The sequence below is a fragment of the Amycolatopsis sp. VC5-11 genome (assembly GCF_037034185.1).
Classification (GTDB): Bacteria; Actinomycetota; Actinomycetes; order Mycobacteriales; family Pseudonocardiaceae; genus Amycolatopsis; species Amycolatopsis nivea.
Window position 1 is genome coordinate 485,519 of the sequence record NZ_JBAGKF010000003.1, and the last position, 19,806, is coordinate 505,324.

At 69.2% G+C, this 19,806-nt stretch carries 13 protein-coding genes; 8 read left to right on the forward strand and 5 right to left on the reverse strand.

The window, feature by feature from the left end:
- Positions 1 to 43 precede the first annotated feature (43 nt).
- On the reverse strand, positions 44 to 3,379 hold the full coding sequence (locus WA670_RS13830) for a molybdopterin-dependent oxidoreductase (protein WP_336157913.1): 3,336 nt from the start codon (positions 3,377 to 3,379) through the stop codon (positions 44 to 46).
- 93 nt (positions 3,380 to 3,472) lie between these two features.
- Here WA670_RS13830 and WA670_RS13835 point away from each other — a divergent pair, with 93 nt between their 5' ends.
- Positions 3,473 to 4,114: a GntR family transcriptional regulator gene (locus WA670_RS13835; RefSeq protein WP_336157914.1), complete on the forward strand. Its 642-nt coding sequence runs from the start codon at positions 3,473 to 3,475 to the stop codon at positions 4,112 to 4,114.
- Between the two features lie 16 nt (positions 4,115 to 4,130).
- Here the strand turns inward: WA670_RS13835 and WA670_RS13840 are convergent, their stop codons facing one another.
- The 3 genes from WA670_RS13840 to sucC are packed head-to-tail and all read right to left on the reverse strand — an operon-like array spanning position 4,131 to position 7,088.
- Positions 4,131 to 4,985, reverse strand: coding sequence for a LysR family transcriptional regulator (locus WA670_RS13840; RefSeq protein ID WP_134727531.1), 855 nt, complete (start codon positions 4,983 to 4,985; stop codon positions 4,131 to 4,133).
- Between the two features lie 51 nt (positions 4,986 to 5,036).
- Entirely contained in the window at positions 5,037 to 5,924 is an 888-nt protein-coding gene (gene sucD / locus WA670_RS13845) for a succinate--CoA ligase subunit alpha (protein ID WP_037805855.1), read from the reverse strand.
- A 3-nt stretch (positions 5,925 to 5,927) separates the two neighbouring features.
- Positions 5,928 to 7,088: an ADP-forming succinate--CoA ligase subunit beta gene (sucC, locus tag WA670_RS13850; RefSeq protein ID WP_037805857.1), complete on the reverse strand. Its 1,161-nt coding sequence runs from the start codon at positions 7,086 to 7,088 to the stop codon at positions 5,928 to 5,930.
- 735 nt (positions 7,089 to 7,823) lie between these two features.
- On the opposite strand from sucC, the gene WA670_RS13855 reads away from it, so the two are divergent.
- The 4 genes from WA670_RS13855 to WA670_RS13870 all read left to right on the forward strand — a co-directional run bounded on the left by WA670_RS13855 (position 7,824) and on the right by WA670_RS13870 (position 14,789).
- Complete coding sequence (locus tag WA670_RS13855; protein WP_336157915.1) at positions 7,824 to 9,848, forward strand: thiamine pyrophosphate-binding protein; 2,025 nt, start codon at positions 7,824 to 7,826, stop codon at positions 9,846 to 9,848.
- A 16-nt stretch (positions 9,849 to 9,864) separates the two neighbouring features.
- Positions 9,865 to 11,094 (forward strand): formyl-CoA transferase, encoded by a 1,230-nt coding sequence (gene frc / locus WA670_RS13860; protein ID WP_037805860.1) that lies wholly within the window; start codon positions 9,865 to 9,867, stop codon positions 11,092 to 11,094.
- Between the two features lie 2 nt (positions 11,095 to 11,096).
- Complete coding sequence (locus tag WA670_RS13865) at positions 11,097 to 13,235, forward strand: acetate--CoA ligase family protein (RefSeq protein ID WP_336157916.1); 2,139 nt, start codon at positions 11,097 to 11,099, stop codon at positions 13,233 to 13,235.
- Between the two features lie 159 nt (positions 13,236 to 13,394).
- On the forward strand, positions 13,395 to 14,789 hold the full coding sequence (locus WA670_RS13870) for an OFA family MFS transporter (RefSeq protein WP_336157917.1): 1,395 nt from the start codon (positions 13,395 to 13,397) through the stop codon (positions 14,787 to 14,789).
- A gap of 112 nt (positions 14,790 to 14,901) precedes the next feature.
- On the opposite strand, the gene WA670_RS13875 is transcribed toward WA670_RS13870, so the two are convergent.
- Positions 14,902 to 15,636, reverse strand: coding sequence for a GntR family transcriptional regulator (locus WA670_RS13875; RefSeq protein ID WP_037805865.1), 735 nt, complete (start codon positions 15,634 to 15,636; stop codon positions 14,902 to 14,904).
- A gap of 331 nt (positions 15,637 to 15,967) precedes the next feature.
- Between WA670_RS13875 and WA670_RS13880 the strand changes: the two genes are divergently transcribed.
- From WA670_RS13880 to WA670_RS13890, 3 genes are all read left to right on the forward strand, one after another.
- On the forward strand, positions 15,968 to 16,972 hold the full coding sequence (locus WA670_RS13880) for a pyridoxamine 5'-phosphate oxidase family protein (protein WP_238605987.1): 1,005 nt from the start codon (positions 15,968 to 15,970) through the stop codon (positions 16,970 to 16,972).
- 270 nt (positions 16,973 to 17,242) lie between these two features.
- Positions 17,243 to 18,430 carry a cupin domain-containing protein gene (locus WA670_RS13885; RefSeq protein WP_336157918.1) on the forward strand — a complete coding sequence of 396 codons (1,188 nt, stop codon included), beginning with the start codon at positions 17,243 to 17,245 and terminating at the stop codon, positions 18,428 to 18,430.
- 418 nt (positions 18,431 to 18,848) lie between these two features.
- The gene (locus tag WA670_RS13890; RefSeq protein WP_051728490.1) at positions 18,849 to 19,796 is read left to right on the forward strand and encodes a sucrase ferredoxin; all 948 of its coding nucleotides are present in this window, start codon (positions 18,849 to 18,851) and stop codon (positions 19,794 to 19,796) included.
- Positions 19,797 to 19,806: the final 10 nt, after the last annotated feature.

Below are 19,806 nucleotides of genomic sequence, written 5' to 3' on the forward strand. Positions count from 1 at the left end.
TTCGCACCCCAGACGGGGTTTGCGAGGTTAGGGGTGACCAGACTCACGCATCGAGCACTACATCCGCAGTGGGGATCGCCTGACAGGAAAGGCACTGGTCAGCGGGCAGATCGTCGGCGATCGCGACCAGGTGCGCGACCGTTCCGCCCAGCACCGTCACGGCGCAGCTCTCGCACTGCCCGAGCCGGCATCCGCTGGGCAGCGCGACCCCGGAAGCCTCGGCGAACCGCAGCAGGTCCCCGTCGCCCGCCCGCCAGGTGGCCTCGCGGCCGGACCGCGCGAACCGCACGGTGGCTGTCGCGTCGTCCGGGATGTGGACCGGCGCGGGCGCGGCGTGGAACTTCTCGGTGAAGATGTCGAAGCGCGGCACGCCCCGCTCCACCAGTCCGGAGGTCAGCTCGTCCAGCATGCTTTCCGGACCGCACAGGTAGAACCGCGCTCGCCGCCGGATCAGCTCGGCGTCGACGCGGTCGGCGGTGATCCGCCCGGTGAAATCGCAGGACTTCTCCGGACCAGGACGGCTGTAGTGGTCCACGATCTGGACAGAGGGCAGCCGAGCCGCCAACCCTGCGATGCGCTCGCGGAACGCGTGCCGGGAGCGGTCGCGGCTCCCGTGGTGCAGCACGATCTCCGGCGCGGACGCGGGTTCGAGGGACTCCAGGTAACTGAGGAACGGCGTGATCCCGATCCCGGCCGCCAGGAGCACGATCGGCCGCGAATGGACAGTCGGCAGCGCGAACCCGCCGGAAGGAGCCGTGACCAGCAACCGAGTCCCGGGCTCTAGCCGGTCGTGCACGGCGGGCGAGAACTGCCCGCCCGGCACCCGTCGCACCGCGATCGCGTACCCGCCGTCGGCGGCTTTCGCCGACCCGGTCAGCGAGTAACTGCGGGTCAGCCCAGGCGCGTCCGGCCAGGCGACGGTGATGTGCTGCCCGGCGCGGAATTCCGGCACCGCCCGCCCGTCCACCGGCTTGAGCCGCACCGACCGGATGTCCTCGGTCTCCAGCTCCGCCCGCTCGACCGCGAACTCCCGCTGCCCGGTCCACGGCTCGGGCTCGTCCGGCCGGACGTCGCAGAACGTCGAACGCAACGGAACCGACCCGCTCACCGGATCATGGGCGTCGTCGCCGACGAGCAGGTTGTAGTTGGTCCCGCCGTCCTCGAGCGGGTCCGAACCGGGCAGCGCGAGGTCGGGAGCCGGCTGCCACCAGCCGTACTCCGCCACGACCACGTCGCGATGCAGCGCGGGATCGATCCGCGCGCGCATCCGGACGTCCGCCGAGGCCGTCGTGATGCGGACCCACTGCCCGTCCTCAATCCCGCGCTCCGCGGCGAGTTCCGCGCTCAGGTCGACGGCCGGCTCGGGAGAACGCTTGCGCAGCGACGAAATCCCGCGATGCTGGCTGTGGCAGAAGTATCCGTTCTTCGCGCAGGTCAGCACCAGCGGATGCCGAGCGTCCGGGACCGGCGGCTCGGCAGTCGGAACCGCCGGGTAGCCGTGCTCAGCGAGCCGTTCGGAATACAGTTCGACCCGGCGAGTCGGCGTCGCAAACCCAGTCACCACGCCATTTTCCGCAAGATCGGCGTATTTGCGATATTCAGTTTGCAACGGCAGATCGACGCCGCCGGGCTGTTCGCGCAACTGCGCGGCAGTGAGGCCGAGCGGGGCCAGCTGGTGATCCCAGCCGTCCTCGATGCGCCCGTTGAAGAAGTCCGCGCCCATCCCGAGCCGTCCGGCCAGTTCGAACACGACCTCAGTGTCCGAACGCGACTCGCCGACCGGATCGGTCATCCTCGGCCGCAGTTGCACGTGTTCCTGCGCCGCCTGGCTGATCTCGAAACCGGCCTTGACCGCCTCGTGCTCCCACGGCGTCTGAACCGGCAGCAGCAGGTCGGCGAAGCGCGCGGTCGGGTTCTCGAACAGATCGAGATGCACCGCGAATTCCAAGCGGCGCAACGCTTCCGCGGTGCGGTTCGGATCCGGTTGTGAAAGCAGAAGATTCCCGCCGAAGGACACCAGTGCCCTCACTCGATAAGGCTTTTCTTCGAGGACCGCGCGGCAGAAGTTCCGCGCAGTCACCCAGCCCTGGTCCGGAGGCCCGAGTGGGAACTCTTGCAGGCCAAGGGCTTTCGCCCGCTGCTCAGGTGCGAGCTGGTCCGCCGACGTGACCGGCGCGACCGCGAGCTTCGGAAGCACGACGTTGCCGCCGGGGGAGTCGTAGCTGCCGGTGAGCGCGTAGAGCGTGGCGATCGCGCGCTCGGTCTGCGTCGCGTTCGCGTGCTGCCCGACGCCCGACCAAGCCGCATACGTCACGGACTTCGCCTCGGCAAGGTCGGCCGCGAAGGCTTCGATCGCCGGGGCTTCGACGGTCGTCACGGCTTCGGTCCGTTCGAGCGGCCATGCGGCGGAGGCCTGCGCGTAATGCTCGAACGCGGGCACGCAGTCGACCGGGCCAGCTAGCGTGCGCACCCGGCGTTTTCCGTGTAGGGCAAACCTTTCCGGCCCTTGTGCTGGATAATTCGTGTCGTACGGCTCAGCTTGCCCGGCGACCTCGTCCCACACCGCGAACCCAGCCGCGCCGGGATCGATTTCCGCCGCCCGGAGAAACCGGCCCGTGTCGGTGCGGACCAGCAACGGAGCGTTCGTCCACGACCGCACGAAAGCCTCGTCGTGCCCGCGACGTTCGAGCAACTCCCGTGCGACGCCGAGCGCGAGCGCGCCATCAGTGCCCGGCCGCACCCGGAGCCAGTGCTCAGCCCGCACCGCGCTGGCCGTCCGCCGCGGATCGACGACGGCCAGCTTCGGCGTGCGAGCCTCGGCCAGCGCGGCTGACTGCGCGAGCCACGCCTTGGCCGGATTGTGCCCCCACAGCACCGCGAATTCCGTACCCGCGTAATCCGGCGCGGGCAACGCCGAGCCGAACGTGAACGCGTGCGCGTAGTCCTTGTGCCAGTTGCAGATTTCGGTTGCGTACAGCGTATTGGGGCTGCCGAAAAGCCGGATGAACCGCTCGACCCAGTCGATCGAGTCGGACATCGGCGTGCCGCTGGGGGAGGTGACCGAGAACGCGACAGCCTCGGCCCCGCTGGTCGCGCGGATGCCGCCGAGCCGTTCGGCGATCTCGGACAGCGCTTCGTCCCAGCTGATCTCGCGCCAGCGCGGATCTGGATCGGACTTCGGCGTCGTGCGGCGCAACGGCCGGCGCAGCCGCTCGGGGGAGTGCACCAGTTCCGGCGCGGCGCGGCCCTTCGGGCACAACGCGGCGCCGGTCGGATGCGCCGGATCCGGCCGGACGCCGCGCAGCGCGCCGTTCTCGACCGTGTAGACCGCGCCGCAACGCGACCGGCACAACGTGCAGTAACCCCGGATCTCAGGCATTAGTTACTCCTTAGTAACCGGCTACCGGTTACTCCTGTACCCTGCTGGACCTAGGCGGGCGAAGTCAAGCCCGGGGAAGCGGAGGTGCGTCCCGTGACGCAGCTGCAGCGCACTAACCTGCGCGAACAAGTGCTCGAAGTAGTACGGCAGGCGATGGTGTCCGGCGAACTGCGTCCCGGCGACATCTATTCGGCCGCCGCGCTCGCGACACGGCTGGGTGTGTCGAGCAGCCCGGTGCGCGAGGCGTTGCTGACGCTGGTCAACCAGGGCCTGCTGGAACCCGTCCGCAACCGGGGCTACCGGGTCGTCGCGATCACCGAACGCGACCTGGGCGAGATCTACGAGATGCGGGTGCTGCTGGAGGTCCCGGCAACCCTGTCCGCCGGAGCGGCCGCCGGTCCGGACGACCTAACCCGGCTGGACGGACTGGCGGCCGAGATCGAGTCCGCAGCCGAGGCAGGTGATGTCGCGCGCTTCCTGGAGGCGGACCGCCGGTTCCATCTCGATTTGCTGGCCCTCGCCGGAAACGGGCGGCTGATCGACGCCATCGCGACGTTGCGCGACCAGACACGCTTGTACGGCTTGGAAAAGCTCGCCGAACGCGGCCGGCTGGCGGATTCGGCGCGGGAACACCGGGAGATGCTGGCGACGATCGCGGAGCGGGACTGGGCCCGGCTGGAGGACCAGGTCCGGGCGCACTTGAAGCACGTCAGAGCCGAATGGGCAGCTGGCTGAACCGGGGGATGCCGGATCAGGTGAGATGGCGCAACACCGCCGCCACCGCCGGCCGCGGATCGCCCGGGTGGGTCGCGGTGATGTTCCACGTCGGGCCGCCGCGCGTGAACCGGCGGCCGGTGAGGTCGGGGAACTGCGCGGCGACGGACACCGGCAGCACGCAGCCGCCGAGGTCGTGCCGGACCAGTTCCGCCGCGGCGGACGCGTCGGTGACCTCGTGCACGACGGTCCGGCGCACCCGAGCCGACTGGAAAGTCCGGTCGGTGGCCTCCCGGATCGCCCAGCCCGGCGCGAAATCGACCACCGCGGTACCGGCGGCTTCGGCGGCCGACACCGGCCGGTCCGCTGCTCCGTCGCCGGCTGCGGTGACCAGCACCATCTCCTCCCGCCGGACCGGGCGGCTGACCAATCCGTCGCTCGGGGCGCACCCCGCGACGGCGACCATGATGTCCACAGTGGACGTCACGACCGCCTCGCGGAGCTGATGCGGCGGCGCGGTCCGCACCAGCACTCGCACGCCGGGGTGATCCCGGCGCAACGCGCTCAGCGCCCGGTGCGGTTCCGGCCACGCCCCGGGCATGACCCCGATCCGGACCTCGCCGGTGATCTCCCACCGCGCCCGGTCGACGGTGGCCCGAGCGTGGCTGGCCGCCTCCAGCGCCGCTCGCGCCGCCGGGAGAAACGCTTTGCCCGCAGGCGTCAGCGCGACCCGGTGGGTAGTGCGCTCGAACAGTTCAGTGCCCAGATCGCGTTCGAGCGCACGGACCACAGTGGACACTGTCGACTGCACGGTATGCAGCCGACGCGCGGCAGCGGTGAACCCGCCCTCCTCGGCCACCGCCACGACGGTTTCCAGCTGCCGCAGGTCCATCCGTCCTCCTGGGTTCGTCCTTGAACCACTCCGGTCGTAGTACTACGCGTGCTACGCGCTGGTCCCGGCGAGTACCTCGCGCACCAGCCGCGCGGTTTCGCTCGGCGTGCGCCCCACCCGGATCCCGGCCGCCTCGAGTGCTTCCTTCTTGGCCGCCGCCGTCCCGGAGGACCCGGACACGATCGCTCCCGCGTGTCCCATGGTTTTGCCTTCGGGAGCGGTGAATCCCGCGACGTACCCGACGACCGGCTTCCGGACGTTCTCCCGCACGTACGCCGCCGCGCGCTCCTCCGCGTCACCGCCGATTTCGCCGATCAGCACGATCACATCGGTGTCCGGGTCCTTTTCGAACGCCTCGACCGCGTCGATGTGCGTGGTGCCGATGACCGGGTCGCCGCCGATGCCGATGCAGCTGGAGAAACCGATGTCGCGGAGTTCGTGCATGAGCTGATAGGTGAGCGTGCCGGACTTCGACACCAGCCCGATCCGTCCCGGGCCGGTGATGTCAGCGGGAATGATCCCGGCGTTCGACAGCCCGGGGGAGATGAGCCCGGGACAGTTGGGTCCGATGATCCGGGTGCGGCTGTCACGCGCGTGCGCCCAGAACGCGGCGGAATCGTGCACCGGCACGCCCTCGGTGATCACCACCGCGAGCCCGATGCCCGCGTCGACCGCTTCGAGCACCGCGTCCTTCACGAACGGCGGCGGCACGAACAAGACCACTACATCCGCACCGGTCTCCGCCATCGCTTCGGCGACGCCACCGAAGACCGGCAGCTCGTGCCCGTCAAGGGAAACTGTCTGCCCGGCCTTGCGCGGATTGACCCCGCCCACGACATTCGTGCCCGCTGCCAGCATCCGGCGGGTGTGCTTGGTCCCTTCCGCGCCGGTGATGCCGGAAACGAGGACCCGGCTGGTGCTGTCGAGGAAAATAGCCATCGTTCAGCCCTCCGTCCCGGCCGCGAGCTTGGCCGCTTCGCGCGCGGCGTCGTCCATCGTCGCGACGACTGTCACCAGCGGATGCGCAGCCTCGTCGAGGATCCGCCTTCCTTCCGCGACGTTGTTCCCGTCGAGCCGGACCACCAGCGGTTTCGTCGCGCGATCGCCCAGCAGCGCCAGCGCTTTCACGATGCCGTCCGCAACCGCGTCGCACGCAGTGATGCCGCCGAAGACGTTCACGAACACACTGCGCACGTCCGGATCCCCGAGGATCACCCCGAGCCCGGCCGACATGATCTCCGCGGACGCCCCGCCGCCGATGTCGAGGAAATTCGCCGGCCCGACCGCCCCCGCGTCCCGTGCCGCGGCAGCCACTACATCCAGAGTGGACATCACGAGCCCGGCACCGTTGCCGATCACGCCGATGTCGCCGTCGAGCTTCACGTAGTTGAGCCCCTGCTCGGCGGCCTGCTGCTCGAGTGGATCACCGGTGTCCGCTTGCGCGAACGCCCGATGCCCGGGATGCCGGAACGCGGCGTTGCCGTCCAGCGTGACCTTCCCGTCGAGCGCGACGATCTCCCCGCCGCGCGTGCGGGCGAGCGGATTGACCTCGACGAGCGTCGCGTCCTCGGCGGTGAACACGTCCCACAACCGGACCAGCACCCCCGCCGCTTCGACCGGAAGCCGTGCCGCCGCCGCGATCCGGCGCGCTTTGACGAGATCGACCCCGACCCGGATGTCGATCGGCACCTTGACCAGCGCCTCCGGCCGGGTCGCGGCGACCTCCTCGATGTCCATCCCGCCGGCCGCCGACGCCATCGCGAGGAAACTCCGGTCGGCGCGGTCGAGGAGATAGGAGACGTAGTACTCCTCGGCGATATCGCTGGCCTCGGTCACGAGGACGCGATGCACGCGGTGCCCTTTGATGTCCATCCCGAGAATCTCGTCGGCAACCGCCGCCGCGTCCTCGGGCCGGGCCGCGAGCTTGACCCCGCCCGCCTTGCCCCGCCCGCCGGTCTTGACTTGCGCCTTGACGACAACCGGCCCGCCGATCTCGACGGCCGCGGCGCGCGCTTCGTCCGGCGTCGCGGCCACGCGGCCACGGGGAACCGGCACGCCGTGCGCGGCGAAGAGGTCGCGCGCTTGGTGTTCCAAGAGGTCCATCGGAATTCCTTCCTTGCGGGCGGGGGAGCGGGTTGTTCGGGGTTGGTGGTTCTGCGGTAGCGGAGCGCTTGCTGGTTCGGCTGCGGTTTCTGGCCGGGCGATGGATGGCTGGTCTGGATAGCTGGGCTGTGGATGGCCGCGCGGCGAACGACTCGGCCGCCCGGTGCCGCGCGAGCGACCGACCGTCGAACCTGCCGCTGTGCCGCAGCCAGTTCGGCCGAGCGGCCCGACGGGCTTGCTGCCGTGACGCAGCCCGCTCGACTGAGCGGCCCGACGGGCTTGCTGCCGTGACGCAGCCCGCTCGACTGAGCGATCCGACGGGCTAATCGCCGTGCCGCAGCCAGCTCGGCCGAGCGGCCCGACGGCTAGCCGCGGTACCACCGAGCACCTCGGCCGAGCAACGACGCCCGCCTTGTCACCAAGCCCCGGCCGATGAGCCGCCCCGCCGCGCGTGTCGTGCAGCAGGCCGACCCCGCGAATCAGCCGGCGAGCCGCCGTCGAAGCCGGTGGCGGATCGTCCGGTCGGTCGGCCGGACAAACCTGCGGATGCCCCTGGACAGCGGGCGGCTCGAAGAGTAAGTCTAATGCCTACCTCATACGGTATGCAATCTACAGTCTTCTGGCGACGAGCCGCTGACCTGCGGCGACAGATCCGGCGGGCTGCGGAGAGGCACGAGCAGACCGGGACGAGCGCGCGGGTCAGAGAGGTCCGGCGCGGGACAGGAGGAGTTGCGCATGTCGCCCACCACGACCGGCCGGCAAGCAGGCCAGCACACCGGCGAGAACGCCAGCGGGCAGACCGGGGACAAGGCCGAAGCGAACCCCGTCGGCGAAGCCAGCGAGAACCCGCAAGCCAGCCAGAGCTCCGGGGACGAGAATCGGCAAACCAGCCCGAGCGCCGGGGACAAGGACCAGCAAGCCAGCCCGAGCGCCGGGGACAAGGATCAGCAAACCAGCCCGAGCGCCGGAAGCAAGGCCAGCAAGGAAACCCGCCAAAGCGCGGGACACAAGGCCATCGAGAACGGGCAAACCAGCCGAAGCGACAAACCCGGCGGGACCGCAGGTCAGCACCCAGCCACCACCGGGGCTGCGCCGGACACGATCTCCGGCGGTCACCTGGTCGCGAAAGCCCTGAAGGCCGAAGGCGTGGACACCATCTTCACCCTCTGCGGCGGCCACATCATCGACATCTACGACGGCTGCGTCGACGAGGGCATCAGCGTCATCGACGTCCGCCACGAGCAGGTCGCGGCGCACGCGGCCGACGGGTACGCGCGGATCACCGGTCGCCCGGGGTGTGCGGTGGTCACGGCGGGGCCGGGGACGACGGACGCGGTCACCGGTGTCGCGAACGCGTTGCGCGCGGAGAGCCCGATGCTGCTGATCGGCGGCCAGGGCGCGTTGAGCCAGCACAAAATGGGCTCGCTGCAGGACCTCCCGCACGTGGACATGATGACCCCGATCACCAAATTCGCCGCCACCGTCCCGCACACCGCGCGGGCCGCTGACCTGGTGTCGATGGCGTTCCGCGAAGCCTTCGCGGGCGCGCCCGGACCGTCCTTTTTGGAGATTCCCCGCGACGTCCTCGACGCGCGCGTGCCGGCGGAGAACGCGCGCATCCCGCAGTCCGGCCGCTATCGGGCCTCCACGCGGAACGCGGGCGATCCGGCGGATGTCGAAAAGCTCGCGGATCTGCTGGTACACGCCAAGAAACCGGCGATTCTGCTCGGCAGCCAAGTCTGGACGACCCGCGCCACCGAGCCCGCGACGGAACTCGTGCGCGCGCTGAACATCCCGGCATACATGAACGGCGCCGGCCGCGGAACTCTGCCTCCGGGCGATCCGCACCATTTCCAGCTTTCCCGCCGTTATGCCTTCGACAACGCGGACGTGATCGTCATCGTCGGCACGCCGTTCGACTTCCGGATGGGTTACGGCAAAAGGCTTTCCCCGGACGCGAAAGTGGTGCAGATCGACCTCGACTACCGGACCGTCGGGAAGAACCGCGACATCGACCTTGGCATTGTCGGCGACGCGGGACAGATCCTCGCCGCGGTCGCGGACGCCGCGTCCGGCCGGGTGGACAACGGGGCGGTGGGCCGCAAGCCGTGGCTGGAGGAATTGCGGGCGGTCGAAGAAAAAGCCAAGCAGAAGCGGTTGCCGCAGCAGCATTCCGACGCGAATCCGATCCACCCGTACCGGCTGGTGCACGAGATCAACGAGTTCCTGACCGAGGATTCGATCTACATCGGCGACGGCGGCGACATCGTCACGTTCTCCGGCCAAGTTGTGCAGCCGAAAGCGCCGGGGCACTGGATGGATCCCGGTCCACTCGGGACACTCGGTGTCGGGATTCCGTTCGTGCTGGCCGCGAAACACGCGCGGCCTGACCAAGAAGTCGTCGCGCTCTTCGGTGACGGGGCGTTTTCCCTTACCGGGTGGGATTTCGAGACGCTCGTGCGGTTCGACCTGCCGTTCGTCGGGATCGTCGGCAACAACTCGTCGATGAACCAGATCCGCTACGGCCAGGCGCAGAAATACGGCCTGGCCCGCGAGCGCATCGGCAACACCCTCGGCGACGTCCCCTACGACCAGTTCGCCCGGATGCTCGGCGGCTACGGCGAGGAGGTCCGCGACCCGGCGGACATCGCCCCGGCACTGCGTCGCGCCCGGGAATCCGGCAAGCCGTCGCTGATCAACGTCTGGGTCGACCCGGACGCCTACGCCCCCGGAACCATGAACCAGACGATGTACAAGTAGTCGGGAGGAGCCGAAGATGGGAAAGGCACTGGAGGGCGTCCGCGTCCTCGACATGACCCACGTCCAATCCGGACCGTCGTCGACGCAGATCCTCGCCTGGCTCGGCGCGGACGTCGTGAAGCTCGAAACCCCCGGACGCGGCGACATCACGCGCGGCCAGCTGCGCGATCTGCCCGGAGTGGACAGTCTCTACTTCACGATGCTGAACGCCAACAAGCGCAGCATCACGCTCAACATGAAAAGCGAGCAGGGCAAGGAAGTCTTCACCAAGCTGGTGTCCTCAGTGGACGTGCTGGTGGAGAACTTCGGACCCGGCGTCGTGGACCGTTTCGGGTTCTCCTGGGATCGGCTCCGCGAGATCAACGAGCGCCTGATCTACGCGTCCATCAAGGGTTTCGGCCCGGGCCGGTACGCGAATTTCAAGGCCTACGAGGTGATCGCGCAGGCGATGGGCGGCTCGATGAGCACGACCGGCTTCGAACAGGGACCGCCCACCGCAACCGGCGCGCAGATCGGCGATTCGGGCACCGGCATCCACCTCGTCGCGGCGATTCTGGCGGCGTTGTACCAGCGTACGAGCACGGGGCGCGGGCAGCGGGTGCAGGTCGCGATGCAGGACGCCGTGCTCAACCTGTGCCGGGTCAAGCTGCGCGACCAGCAGCGGCTGGCGCACGGGCCGCTGGGCGAGTACCCCAACGAACGGTTCGGCGACGAGGTGCCGCGGTCGGGCAACGCGTCCGGCGGCGGCCAGCCGGGCTGGGCGGTGCGGTGCGCGCCGGGCGGGCCCAACGACTACATCTACGTCATCGTCCAGCCGGTCGGCTGGGCTCCGCTGACCGAGCTGATCGGGCGCCCGGAACTCGCCGAGGACCCGGACTGGGCGACCCCGGAGGCCCGGCTGTCCAAACTGGACAAGGTGTTCGCGATGGTCGAGGAATGGACCGAACAGCGCACCAAATGGGAGGTCATGGAGCTGCTCAACGCCCGAAACATCCCTTGTGGACCGATTCTGTCCACTAAGGAGCTGATCGAGGACGAGACGCTGGCCGAACTGGGGTCGGTGGTCGAGGTGCCGCATCCGGAGCGCGGCGCGTTCAAGACCGTCGGCTGCCCGTTGAAGCTGTCCGATTCGCCGGTGGAGGTCGAGCGTTCTCCCTTGCTGGGCGAGCACAACGACGAGGTGCTCAGCGAACTCGGCTACAGCGCGGCGGATGTCGAGCAGCTGCGCACGGCGGGCGTGATCTGACGATGACGACGGAAACGGGCCGCGCGTCGGTCGAAGAAATTCTCAAGCGAGTAGCCGAGGAAGGCCGCTCCGCGTTGACCGCACCGGAGGGTCGCGCAGTTTGCGAGGCATACGGCATCCCGACGCCGCAGGAACGGCTCGTCACTTCCGCGGAGGAAGCGGTGGCACAGGCCGGGGAAATCGGCCTTCCGGTGGTGCTGAAGATCGTGTCGCCGGACATCCTGCACAAGACCGAAGCTGGCGGCGTGCTCGTCGGCCTCGGCAGCGACCAGGAAGTCGCTGACGGCTACGCCAAGATTCTGGCTAACGCCAAGGCTTACGACGCCTCGGCGCGGATCACCGGCGTGCAGGTGCAGCAGATGCTGACCAGCGGGCAGGAGGTGATCATCGGCGCGGTCACCGATCCGAGCTTCGGCAAGATCGTCGCGTTTGGACTCGGCGGAGTTCTGGTCGAGGTGCTGAAGGACGTCACCTTCAGGCTGGCACCCACCAGCACCGACGAAGCTCTGTCCATGGTGGACGGTATCGCGGCCGCGGAAATCCTCAATGGAGTGCGCGGCAGCGAGCCGGTCGACAAGGCGGCGCTGGCCGACGTCGTGCATCGGCTGTCGCAGCTGGTCAGCGACTTTCCGCAGCTGGCCGAGGTCGATCTCAACCCGGTGCTCGCCACCGGCGACGGGGCGACCGCGGTGGACGTGCGGATCCTCGTCGACCCGGCGGCGGCAGCGGAACCGGTGCGGTTCAGCCAGGACGAGATCCTCGCGGCGATGAACCGGATCATGAAACCGGCCGCGGTCGCGGTGATCGGCGCGTCCGCCGAGGACGGGAAGATCGGCAATTCGGTGATGAAGAATCTCGTCAACGGCGGCTACGCGGGCGAGATCTATCCGATCAATCCGAAGGCCGCGGAAATCCTCGATCGCAAGGCGTATCCGAGCATCGCGGACGTCCCCGGCGACGTGGATGTGGCCGTCTTCGCGATCCCGGCCAAGTTCGTGCCGGCGGCGCTGGAAGAGGCCGGCGAGAAGGGCGTCGCCGGGGCGATCCTGATTCCGTCCGGCTTCGGCGAGACGGGGAACATCGAGCTGCAGAACGAGGTTCTGGCCATCGCGCGCAAGCACGGCGTGCGGATTCTCGGCCCGAACATCTACGGCTATTACTACACGCCGGAGAATCTGTCCGCGACGTTTTGCACCCCCTATGACGTCAAAGGCGGCGTCGCGCTGTCCTCGCAGAGCGGCGGGATCGGGATGGCGATCCTCGGCTTCAGCCGGTCGGCCGGGATGGGCGTGTCCGCGATCGTCGGCGTCGGGAACAAGGCCGACATCGACGAAGACGATCTCCTCACCTTCTTCGAGCACGACGACAACACCGAACTCGTCGCCATGCACTTGGAAGACCTCAAGGACGGACGCGCGTTCGCCGAGACCGCGAAACGGGTTTCCGCGAAGAAGCCAGTGGTGGTGCTGAAGGCGGGACGGACATCGGAAGGCGCGAAAGCGGCCGGGTCCCACACCGGCGCACTGGCCGGCAATGACCGCGTTTACGACGACATCCTGCGGCAGAGCGGTGTCATTCGCGCACCCGGGCTCAACGACCTGCTCGAATACGCGCGAGGCGTGCCGAAACTGCCCACGCCGAAGGGCGAAAACGTCGTGATCATCACCGGCGCGGGCGGTTCCGGAGTGCTGCTTTCGGACGCCTGCGTGGACAACGGGCTCACGCTGATGCGGATCCCGGACGACCTGGACGCCGCGTTCCGCGAGTACATCCCGCCGTTCGGCGCGGCCGGAAACCCGGTCGACATCACCGGCGGCGAGCCGCCGTCGACCTATCGGAACACCATCGCGTTAGGACTGTCCGACGATCGTATTCACTCGTTGGTTCTCGGTTACTGGCACACGATCGTCACGCCGCCGATGGTGTTCGCCGAGCTGGTCGTGGACGTCGTGGAGGAGTTCCGGCGGAAGGGCGTCCACAAGCCGGTGGTCGCGTCGCTGTCCGGAGATGTCGAGGTCGAGCAGGCCAGCGATCACCTGTACGCGAACGGCGTCGTGGCCTATCCCTACACGACCGAAAAGCCGGTCGCGGTGCTCGGCGCGAAGTACCGGTGGGCGCGTTCGGCGGGTCTGCTGCCTTGATCAAGTCCGGAGGGAGGCGTACGTTGCCCGACACCTAACCGCTGGTCAGCGGAGTGCGGCGAGGAAGGGACGCCGGGACGCGGGGTCGCGTCCCGGCTCGGGGGAACGGAGACAGCCCGGCACGGGAACCGAAGTCAACGGTGACGAAAGAGAATTCTCATGACCGCAGCCCAACCGACATACCAGGAGATCGTCGACGACAACGGGCGGACGTACCGGATCGGGGAGAGCCCCCGGGACCTGATGGGCCGGTCCCGCAGCTGGATGGTCTGGCTGCCGTGGGTGGCCATGATGGCGGTGAGCGTTTTCGAATACGGCTGGGGAGCCGTCGAGGGGACGCTGGAGGAAAAATACGGCTGGTCGTTGTCGGACGCGTTCTGGCTGGCCAGCATCTGGGCCGTGTTCCAGGCCGGGGTCGCTTTCCCGGCCGGCCGGCTCCGGGAGAAGAACATCGTGTCGGCGAAAACGGCGATGCTGGCCGGGGCGGTGTGTTCCGGGATCGGCTACTTCTCCATCGCGCACAGCGGAAATCTTGTGGTGGCGTTCATCGGGTATTCGGTGCTGGGCGGGATCGGCGCCGGACTCGTGTACGCGACCTGCATCAACATGGTCGGGAAATGGTATCCGGAGAAACGCGGCGCCCGCACCGGATTCGTGAACGGCGGGTTCGCGTACGGTTCGGTGCCGTTCATTTACCTGTTCAGCGCCTTCCTCGGCCATGAGAACGTGACGATCACGCTCGACGCGATCGGCCTGTACATGCTCGTGGTGGTCGGGCTGTGCGGGTTCGTCTTCAAGGACCCGCCGAAGAACTGGTGGCCCGCCGAGGTCGACCCGATCGCCTGGCTGAAAGGCAGCGCGGCGGGGAAGGCCCGGAGCCTGGAAAAGAACCCGCCCGCGGTACGGCAGTTCACGCCGATGGAGGCGATCCGCACCGGAATGCTGCCGCTGATGTGGGTCACCCTCGTGGTGATCGGCGGGGTTTCGCTGTTCGGGATCAATTTCCAGGTCGATTTCGCCAAGGAAAGCCAGTTCGGCGCCTTCGTGGCGGCTTCGTCGGCGGGAATCCTGGCCATCGTGAACGGCGTCGGCCGGGGGATCGTCGGCTGGGCTTCCGACCGGATCGGCCGGAAGGCGACGTTGTTCTGGGTGCTGGTGATCGCGGCATTGGCGCAATTCGGCGTGCTGTGGTCGGGCAAGACGCACAGTTTGTTCTGGTTCATGGTATTCGCGGTGCTGACCGGATTCGGCAGCGGTGCGTTCTACCCGCTGTTCGCCGCGCTGGTGCCGGATTACTTCGGCGAGAACCACAACGCGACGAACTACGGCATCGTCTACAGCGCGAAACTGGTCGGCGGTGTCGGCGGCGGCGGTCTGGCGGCCGGAGTGATCGCCGCGTGGGGCTACACCGGCGCGTATGTGCTGGCCGGGTGCATTGCCCTGCTGTCCGCGGTGATGACGTTGTTCCTGCGGCAACCAGGACGTTCCGGCCGCGGCTCGACGGAAAAGGCGGGCGAGCGGATCGCGCGCACCGCTCCGGCGGCGGGTAACTGAATTTCCCTTGCGGGCCCGGGAGCGACGGGACGGCTGGCACCCGCCCCGTCGCTCCCGGGTTGCTTTGTTTCGTCTCGCGGGACCATTCAGCTGGCTGATCCGCGCGCGGTGATTACTCCGCCGCGTCGGGCCGTTCGTGGAACGCCTGGCGCGTGCGTTCGGTGTGCTGAGCCATGATTTTCTCGGCTTTTTCGACGTTGTGCGCCGCGATCGCCTCGATCAGCGCGGCGTGCTCCTGCCACGCGTCGCGCCCGCGAGGCCGGGCGATCGGCGTGTAGTACCAGCGCACGCGGCGGTCGACCAGGCCGATGAGCTCGGTCAGGACGGCGTTGCCGGTCAGCTCGGTGATGTACGCGTGCAGGTCGGCGTTCGCCGCGACGAGCCGCTCGCTGTCGTCCGCGGCGAGGGCCTTCATGCCGACGTCCTGCAGCTCCCAGAGCCGCTTGATGTCGTCGTCCGTCGCACACGCCGCGGCGAGACGCGCGGAGTGGGTCTCCAGCACCGCCCGGACGCCGAGGAGCTGGTCGGCTTCTTCGTCGGTGGGCAGGTGCACGAACGCGCCCTGCGCGGGACGCAGGTCGACCCAGCCCTCGCTTTGCAGGCGCTGCAACGCCTCGCGCACCGGCTGGCGGCTGACGCCCAGGTACTCGGCGAGGTCGGCCTCGACGAGGTGCTGCCCGGGTTCGAGGGTGCGGTTGATGATCAGCTCGGCGAGCGCGTCGTACACGACCTGCCGCAGCGGCGCGGGCCGCTCCACCCGGTTGGCGCTCTTTCCGGAGAGCGACCCCTTGGCCGTCCGGCGGCCGGTGGGCCCGCGTTCGGGCAGGGGAGAAACGGACTCGGTCACGGTGCACCTCGGGTGGGATCAGCGGCGGGATTCGAGGAACTCAGTTTTCAGGATACAGGTTTTAGTATGCAAAATCCCAGGATTCTGGATCACGTGGGCGATCTTCCCTCGCGCGGGTGGCGAGCCGGGCCGGGCGAGGGAGCCAGACGCTGGTGGGGAGCGGTTGCCGGTCTGTGTCCGGCAGGGAAGTGGATCCGCGGGCGGTCGGCCGTTCCCGACGGGGAAGTGGATCCGTGGCGGTCGCCGCATCGTGCACGCTGGGCATCGGCGCGGATCCTGGTGCGGGCGAAGCTCGTCCGCGGGGATCTGATGCTTAGGCTAACCTAACTCCATGGGGATCATCCGTGCGGTGCCGGACCTGGAACGCGTCGTGGGCGAGCGGCCGCTGCCGGTCATGATGAAGTCGATCGACCATCTCGACCCGCATTGCCTCGCGCTGCTCGCGCATAGCCCGGCCGCGGTGCTCGGTTACGTCGACGCCGGAGGACGTCAGCGGGCCGAACTGGTCGGCGGGACACCAGGATTCGCCGTAGCGGTGAACAGGTTACGGCTGCGGCTGCCGGTCCCGTCGTCGGCCGCGCCGGGTGCCGGTGCCGCGCTGCTGGTGCTCGTCCCGGGGTGGCGCGAGACCTTGCGGATCAACGGAACCCTCGCCGAAGACGGTCTTCTCGTCGAGGAAGCGTTCCTGCACTGCGGCAAAGCCGTCCTCCGCTCGAACCTGTGGGGACCGGGGTCAGCGCCGGAGGACGCCGTCGAAGAGGGGACTGCGCTCGGTCCCGCAGCGGCTGCTTTCCTTGCTGCCGCACCGTTCGCCGTGGTGACGTCGCGGGACGGATCCGGGCGCGCCGACGCGAGTCCGAAGGGCGATCCACCCGGCGTGGCCCGGATGATCGGACCGACGACGGTCGCGCTCGCTGACCGGCCCGGCAACCGGCGTACCGACACGTTCCACAATGTCGTCGAGCGCCCTGAGGTGGCTGTCTTGGCCGTCGTTCCCGGCGACGTTCGCACGTTGGAGATCACCGGGAAGGCGGTAGTCAGCACGGAGGACGGGCTGCGCGAGTCGATGACCGAGCGCAACCGCACCCCGAAAGCGGTGCTCAAGGTGGAGGTCGAGACCGTCCGGCTCGCGCGGAACGGTGCCCTGCGCGAGTCCGGGTTGTGGGACTCCGCCAAGCACGTCGATCTCGCCGACCTGCCGCGGTCGTCGACCATCTGGACGGACCACCTCAAGCTGAACGAGACCGCGGGCGCGGCTGCGGAACTGGTGCGGGCCGGGGTGAACGAACCGCTGCTCCGAGCGGGTCTCGACGAGGATTACCGGCAGAATCTGTGAGCCGCCGGGTGGGCTGAGGGTGATCATCGGCCCGGCGAAGACTACTCAAATGACCGATGTCCGTCCCGGCGATCTCCCGTAGCGTGAGGCGCGCCCAGTCGTCGACGTTGCGAGGTCCGGATGGCTCAAGAACGCATGACAACCGACACCGACACGGCCGCCAGCGGTCTGCTGCTGAGCGTGGAACCGCTGACCGCCGCGGTGGACCGCGGCAAGGCCAACGGCGCCGTGGCCGACAACGACGGCAACGACTAGCCGTTGTCGCGCTCCATGACGGAGATTCCCGGACTGGCCGGCCTCGTGGCACCGCTCGAGGCCGGCCAGTTCTTCGCAGAGGTCTTGGGCAAGGAGCCGCGGCGGTTCCCGGGGGAGAAAGGCCGGTTCGCGTCCCTGCTGCCGTGGCCGGAGCTGGACCGGGTGCTGCGCCAGCACCGCCTGGAGTTCCCCCGGCTGCGGCTCGCGCTCGACGGCGACGTCGTCCCCGCGCACACCTACACCGAAATGGTGTCGACGCGGCGCAACGGCCTGGTCCCGCGCGTGCTGCCGGCCCCGTTCGCCGAACACTTGCGCGCCGGCGCGACGCTCGTGCTCGACTCGGTCAACGAACTGGTCGGCGAAGTCGGCGAATTGGCGGGCAAACTCGAACACGACCTGCGCGAGCGGATCCAGGTCAACCTGTACGCGGGCTGGGGCACCACGCACGGCTTCGACGTCCACTGGGACGACCACGACGCGTTCATCATCCAGCTTTCCGGGCGGAAACGGTGGCGCCTGCACGGGGTCACCCGGCGTTCGCCGCTGCAACGCGACGTCGAACTTCCGGAACGCCCCGAAGGCGAACCGCACGACGACTTCCTGCTCGAGGACGGCGACGTCCTCTACCTGCCGCGCGGGCACTGGCACGACGTGTCGGCCGTCGGCGAGGAGTCGCTGCACCTGACGATCGGGTTCAACGCCGCCACCGGCGTGGACCTCGTGGCGTGGCTGGCTGACCAGCTGCGATCCGACGAACTGTTCCGCGCGGACCTGCCCCGGTTCGCCGGTCCGGACGCGCGGGCCGAACGGGCCGAAGCGCTCCGCCGGCGGCTCGCTGAGGTGACCGCGGGCGATGTCGTCGATCGTTTCCTCGCCGACCGGGACGCCCAGGCCCCGGCCCAGACCCGCATCGGCCTGCCGTGGGCGGCGACGGCGGACCTGCTGCCGCCGGACGACGATTTCGAGGTCCGGCTGCTCGTCCCACGCGCCGCACTGGTGGACGACGACGGGACGGTTGCGCTGGTCGGTGCGGGGAAACGGCTGGTCTTTGCCGAGGCCGCGCGTCCGGTGCTCGCTGCGTTGCTCGAGTGCGGTCCGCAGCCGTTCAAGGTTCTGGTCGATACCGCGCCAGGGGTGCCGCCGGAGACGGTGCGGGCGCTGTTGAAGGAGCTGGTGGTTCAAGGGCTTGTTGCTCGGGCTTGACTGCGGGCTTCGTCGGGTGCCTTGGTGGTGCGGGGCAGCGTGAGTTGGGTGCTGTGAGGCCTCGACGCTCGGCCCTGGTCGCAGGGTTCGTCGGGGTGCGAGGCTGGCTCCGGGTCTGGGGCTGCGGAGTTTCGCCAGGCGCGATCGCGTGAGGCTTCGGCGCTCGGCCCCGGTCACCGCCGTCGTCGGGTGTGCGGGTGCTGCCCGGGTGGCTGGTGGTGAGAGGCCAGGCTGCACAGGCTTGAAGGTGGGCGTCACGCGGCCCGGCGACATTGCCGCCGCGACCTGGCGGCCATGACGGTGCGAGCGCTGGTCGCCCGCGGTCTCGGACTCCCGGCGCATTGCCCGATCGAGTGACGTCGCGCGACAGTGACGGTCGCCTCGAAAAGACCTGGCGCGCCGTCAGCTATACTTAGGCATGCCTAAGCCCGACGTGCCGCACTCGGGCCCGGGGATCTGCTTCCCGGGCCGGAATGCTGCGCCCGGATGCGCCGCGCTCACCCGGGAGCTCGGTGGCGAGCCTGCCGGGACCGCCGCGCGCATGACGTCCTGGCTGCTGGTCGAGCAGCCGGGTTCGTGGGGCCCGGACGCGCTCGAAGACGTGCTGTCCACCGTGTTCCCCGCCGAACGCCTCGACGCCGCCCGCGCCGCTGGCCTGCGCCCCCTGCTGATCCGGAAGCCGGGACGGCACGCACGGACGCCAGGCGCCCCCCGCGCGGTCTACGTCGCGAGCGGACATCCCGGCGACCGTTGGACGGAGCGGCTCGACCTCGCTGATCTGGCTGATCTCGCCCATCTTGATCTCGAAGCAGTCGCGGCCGGACGTCGCGGGCACGGGGAACCGGTGTCCGGTCCGCTTTTTCTGGTCTGCACGCACGGCAGCAAGGACATGTGCTGCGCCGTTTTCGGCCGTCCGCTGGCGACGAGCCTCGCGCAGAACCATCCCGGGCGGGTGTGGGAGGTCAGCCACGTCGGCGGGGACCGCTGGGCCGGAAACCTCCTGACCGTGCCGGACGGTTTCCTCCACGGCAGCCTCGCGGTGCCCGACGCCGAACTGGCGGCGAAGGAAGCACTCAGCGGCAACGTCCGGCTGGAGAACCTGCGTGGCCGGACGTCGGCGGAGAGCGCGTGGTCGCAGTTCGCCGAGATCGAGGTCCGCGGACGCACTGGCTTGCGCGGTCTCGACGCGGTGCTGGCCGTGACCGAGGAACCCCGGGGCGACGCCCGGAGTGTCCTGGTCGAGGCGGGAGAGCGGCGGTACGAGGTGGTGGTCCGGCGGATGGCGCCGACGTCCTCCGTGCACAGCCGATGCACTGCGCGGCTGGTGCTGTCGGGGTTCGTGGCGGAGTCGGTGCGCGAAGTCTGACCTCGGTGTT